Consider the following 4,842-nt stretch of genomic DNA (forward strand, 5'->3'; position numbering starts at 1 on the left):
TGAGATTGGCCTGCTCCGTAAGCCGCTCGTGATGAAGCGCAATGCGATCGGTCCAGGCATTCCCGCAAAGCGAAGTGCCCACAGCCCCACAAAACACCCGGACAAAGTTTGATAATCCAGCGGCCGCAGGAATCTTAGACGGTGGCAAACCCGTCAAAATGATAGAAGTCAAAGGCACGAAAAACAGCGCCATCGGAATACCCTGCAGCAGCGTGGGGAGAACCAAATGCCAGGTATCGATTTCAATAACATATCTCGATCGCATATAAAACACGATCGCGAACCCTATAAACGCAAGCGTCGCGACAACCCGGGCATCCGTACGAGGTAATACCTTGCCCATTATGGGCGCAAGAATAACCGCGAATATCCCGAGCGGCGCGGTCACGAGCCCTGCATCGACGGAACGATAATTCAGGTATTGCTGCATCCATTGCGGCAGCAAAACGAGATTGCCGAAGAAAACCCCATAAGCCACCGAAATCGCCACGGTCCCGCCAAAGAAATTTCGCCCGGCAAAAAGCCGCAGATCGATGACCGGATTCTCATCGGTCAATTCCCACGCGACAAAAAGTGCGAATGCGACTAACGCGATAATTCCAAGCCAGACAATGAGCGAAGAGGAGAACCAGTCGAGATCCCGGCCCTTATCAAGCATGATCTGCAGCGAAGCAACCCACGCGATCAGCAAAGCGAGTCCGATCGTATCGATAGGCACTTTGCGCGCCACCGATTCCCGCGATTTGTAGATAATCCACGTGACGGCGGCCGCAAAAATCCCGACAGGAATGTTGATGTAGAAGATCCACGACCAGCTATAGCGATCGGTGATCCAGCCGCCTAACGCCGGTCCCGCGATTGGCCCGACCGTCGCGGTCATCGCCCATAAGGCGAGCGCCATGGAGGCTTTCTCCTTCGGGTAAGATCCAAGCAAAATAGCCTGCGACAGCGGAATCAGCGGTCCGGCAACCGCCCCTTGCAATACCCGCGCGGTGAGCAGCACCGGCAAGGTCGGCGCAAGCCCGCACATCCACGACGACACCACGAACAGCAAAATCGCGCCGACAAACAACTTGATCTGCCCGACGCGTTGAGTGAGCCAGCCGGTCAGGGGAATCGACACCGCGTTGGCCGCCGCGAACACAGTGATGACCCAGGTGCCTTCATCGACGGATACGCCGAGATTGCCAGAGATAGTCGGAATGGCGACGTTCGCGATCGAGGAATCGAGCACGTTCATGAACGTGGCAAGTGCCACGACGATGGTCGCGAGAACCAGTTGTCCGCCTTTGAGGGGCGGCGGGGGGGCGGCTTGAACAGGAGGCGGAGTGCTCATTGGAAAGTCCTGAGTGGGCCAGCAGTCAACGCCGCCAGTTTGCCAGCGTTCAACAATCGTCGCTGAAGCACATTCGGACTTTCCAGTTCGGCTTACTTGGCCGAGACGTCGATATCCCCGAGATACTTCTTCGCATATCTAGCGATCGTGCCGTCTGACTTGAGCTTGGCAATGGCCTTGTCCAGGCGTTGCTTCAACGCGTCGTCGCCCTTGCGGATGCCGAACGCAATGCCGCTACCGAGAATCTTGTCGTCGCTGACAGCACCGCCGACGAAACTATAACCCGCGCCATCCGGCTTCGACAGGAAGCCTGATTGTCCGGCGGCCGAGAGCACGAGCGTACCGTCGAGACGGCCAGCCTTCAAGTCGGTATAAGCCTGGTTCTGATCCTGATAGGACACGACGTTCACGCCCGCATCGGCCCAATGCGCCTTGGCAAAGCCTTCCTGGATCGACCCCTGCAATACGCCGATGCTCTTGCCCTTGAGCGACTCCGGCGTCGGCAACAAACTGCTGCCCGTCTTCGCGATCAACTGGGTCGGCACGCGATACACGACGGTGGTGAAATCGATGGCCTGGCGGCGCTTGTCGGTGGCGTTCATCGCCGAATTGATCGCGTCGAACTTGCGGCCCTGCAGCGCCGGGATCAGTCCGTCGAAGGACGTTTCCACCCATTCGCATTTCATTTTCGCTTCGACGCAGACAGCGTTGCCAACGTCGATATCCAGGCCCTGCAACTCACCGGACGCCGTCTTCGACTCGAACGGCGGATATTGCGCTTCCACGCCGTAGCGCAGCGTATCCGCCGCAAACGCGGCGCTCGCGCAGAAGGTGGCGATCAGCAAAACAGCGGCGTTGAGCGTCTGGGTCGAACTCTTCATGGAACGTTTCTCCGATAAGGATGCAACAGGTTTGTCGATGGATTACTGGACCGAGCAAAGGCGGCGCGCGCCTTCGCGCAGCGTGTCGTCGTCCTTGGCGAAGCTCAGGCGGATGATGCGGTTGTCGGTGCCGTCACTGTAGAACGCCGACAACGGAATGGTGGCCACCCGCGATTCGCGGATCAGCCGCAGCACGAAATCGCTGTCGGATTCGTCAGAGAACGCGCCGAAACGAGCCAGCATGAAGAAACTGCCCGCGCTTGGCAACAATTCAAAACGCGATCCCGCAAGCGCCTGCGCGAGCAGGTCGCGCTTCTGCTGATAGAACGCGCCGAGCCCGAGGTAGCTCGATTCGTTTGCGAGGGCTTCGGCGAACGCGATCTGCATGGGGGTATCGGCGGAAAAGGTCATGAACTGATGGACCTTGCGGATCTCGTTGGTCAGTTCCTGCGGCGCAAGGACGAAGCCGACGCGCCAGCCGGTCACGTGATACGACTTGCCGAACGACGACACGATCACGCTGCGCTCGGCTAATGCCGGATGCCTTGCCACGCTGTGATGCAAGGCTCCGTCGAAGATTACGTGCTCATACACTTCGTCCGACAACACGATGATCTTCGAGTCGCGGGTGAGCGCCGTGAGACGTTCCACGTCATGCAGCGTGAACGCGCTGCCTGACGGATTGTGCGGCGAGTTGATCAGGATCATGCGCGTACGGGGCGTGATGGCTGCGGCAACCTCGTCCCAGTCGATATGGAAGTCCACCGGCGAAAGCTTGATTGGCACGGGTGTCGCGCCCTGTAACTGGACGATCGGGCCGTAACTATCGAAGGAAGGTTCGAAGTAGATGACTTCGTCGCCGGGATGGACGAGTGCGCTGATCGACGCGTACAAGCCTTCACTCGCACTGGCTACCACCGTGATTTCGCTGCCCGGATCATATTTGGCGCCGTACAGTTTCTCGGTTTTCAGTGCGAGCGCATCGCGTAGCGCGGGGACGCCGCTCATCGATGAATACTGGTTATGCCCCGCGCGCATGGCTCGCGCCGCGCTATCGATGAGGTTCGGGTCGCACGCGAAATTCGGTGCACCTTGCGAGAGGTTCAGCGCGTGGTGTTCCTCGGCCAATTGACCGATGACAGTAAAAATGGTGGTTCCGACGTTGGGCAGCTTCGACCGGGGAGTCCAGGCGCTTTTCACGATGTTTCTCTCCATAAGACGTTTTCGAAGCTATTCCACCCCAGCATTAATGTGCGGACAATCGAAACTTTGTCATACTTGCCATGAACCCCGCTCATGGCTCAGCGACTTCCAATTGATTCCTTGTTTGAACCCTTATTAAAGTCCGATGATGAAACCGCTGCCTTCCTTGGACCTGCTCAAGACGTTTGTGGTGGTGGCGCAGAGATTGAACTTCACGCGCGCCGCCGACGCGCTCAACGTCACGCAGGGCGCTGTCAGCCGTCAGATTGCCGGACTGGAGGCGCATCTTGGCTACGCACTGTTCGTGCGGCAGCCGCGTGGTCTTGCGCTCACGCCTAACGGTGCGCTGCTGCTTGCCCCGCTGCAACTGGCGTTGGCGCAGATCACGGAAGCTTTGGAGCGCAGCGGCGCGCAATCGGGCACGTTACGCGTGAAGTGTCCCACGTGCGTGATGCGGTGGATCTTGCCGCGCGTGATCCGCTTGCAGAATGAGCGGCCGGAGTTGGTGATTGAAGTGACGGCGGCGGTGTCGCATGGGGTGGAGTTCAATGCCGAGCAATTCGATGCCGCCATCGTGTTTGGAGAGGCTCCTGTGAAGGGTGTGAGTTCGCATCATCTTTTCGACGAAGTGATGACGCCGGTTTGCGCGCCCGGGTTCCTGACGGATTGGGGAAGTCGCGTGCCCACGCCTGATGATCTTGCCGATACCACCCTGTTGCATCCCACGCGTGATCGGCGGGACTGGTTGCGGTGGCTTCAGGCGTATGGATACCGTGGATTGCCGTCGGCGAAAGCGCAGCACTTCGACACGCTTGACCTGGCGATTTCATCGGCGATGCAGGGATTGGGCGTGACGATTGGGGATTTATCGCTGATTGAAGAGGATTTGCGAGCGCAGCGACTAGTCACGCCGTTTTCGCTCTGTGTGCCGAGCGGGGCTGCTTATTACTTGATTTATCCGGAGCGGCCGGAAGCTTCGAGGGCGCTACGCGAGTTTGCGCAATGGCTGGAGGGGGAGGCTGCGCAGACACGGGGAAGTTTGGAGAAGTATTTGAAGGCCGCTTGAAAGGGCGCTCGGCTGGGGGAGGGGAGGTTTTGGGCGGTGCTGCTTGCCGCGAGTGTGGGGCTAGGGTGGAAGGGGTGCTGCTCGCGGAGAGTGTGGCGCTAGGGTGGCGGGGGTGCTGGTCGCGGTGAGTGTGGGGCTAGGGTGGAGGGGGTGCTGCGCGCGGCGAGTGTGGGGCTAACATTGAGTCCTTCTGCTCGCGTGGTCGTTCTGCATAAGTAGTATTTTCTTACTTATTACTGTTAGCCCCTATCCGGGGCGGGACTTCATTTCTTTTCAAACGCGAAAAGAAACGAAGCAAAGAAACGCGTTCAAACCGCGAATACCTAAGTGTCGTCGTCGGACATTTTAGGTCTTTG

Annotated in this window: 4 protein-coding genes; 1 reads left to right on the forward strand and 3 read right to left on the reverse strand. The window is 58.7% G+C overall.

Annotated features, from left to right (window positions below):
* The 3 genes from WCA53_RS17130 to WCA53_RS17140 form a co-directional block, all read right to left on the reverse strand.
* Window positions 1-1,336: DHA2 family efflux MFS transporter permease subunit (locus WCA53_RS17130; protein ID WP_423912916.1), on the reverse strand; the 1,336-nt coding region annotated here is incomplete at its 3' end.
* Window positions 1,337-1,428: 92 nt separating this feature from the next.
* Entirely contained in the window at window positions 1,429-2,217 is a 789-nt protein-coding gene (locus tag WCA53_RS17135; protein WP_423912921.1) for an ABC transporter substrate-binding protein, read from the reverse strand.
* Window positions 2,218-2,259: 42 nt separating this feature from the next.
* A complete protein-coding gene (locus WCA53_RS17140) occupies window positions 2,260-3,417 on the reverse strand; it encodes a methionine aminotransferase (RefSeq protein ID WP_423912925.1) in 1,158 nt (385 codons plus the stop codon).
* A gap of 148 nt (window positions 3,418-3,565) precedes the next feature.
* Between WCA53_RS17140 and WCA53_RS17145 the strand changes: the two genes are divergently transcribed.
* A complete protein-coding gene (locus WCA53_RS17145; RefSeq protein WP_423912928.1) occupies window positions 3,566-4,486 on the forward strand; it encodes a LysR substrate-binding domain-containing protein in 921 nt (306 codons plus the stop codon).
* The last annotated feature ends 356 nt before the right edge of the window (window positions 4,487-4,842 follow it).

It is taken from the genome of Caballeronia sp. (assembly GCF_049581465.1).
Taxonomy (GTDB): Bacteria; Pseudomonadota; Gammaproteobacteria; order Burkholderiales; family Burkholderiaceae; genus Caballeronia.

What these genes read in the sequence shown, in the direction of transcription:
- WCA53_RS17135 (WP_423912921.1), bottom strand. Translation starts at nt 2,217, where the DNA reads ATGAAGAGTTCGACCCAGACGCTCAACGCCGCTGTTTTGCTGATCGCC.
- WCA53_RS17145 (WP_423912928.1), top strand. Translation starts at nt 3,566, where the DNA reads ATGATGAAACCGCTGCCTTCCTTGGACCTGCTCAAGACGTTTGTGGTG.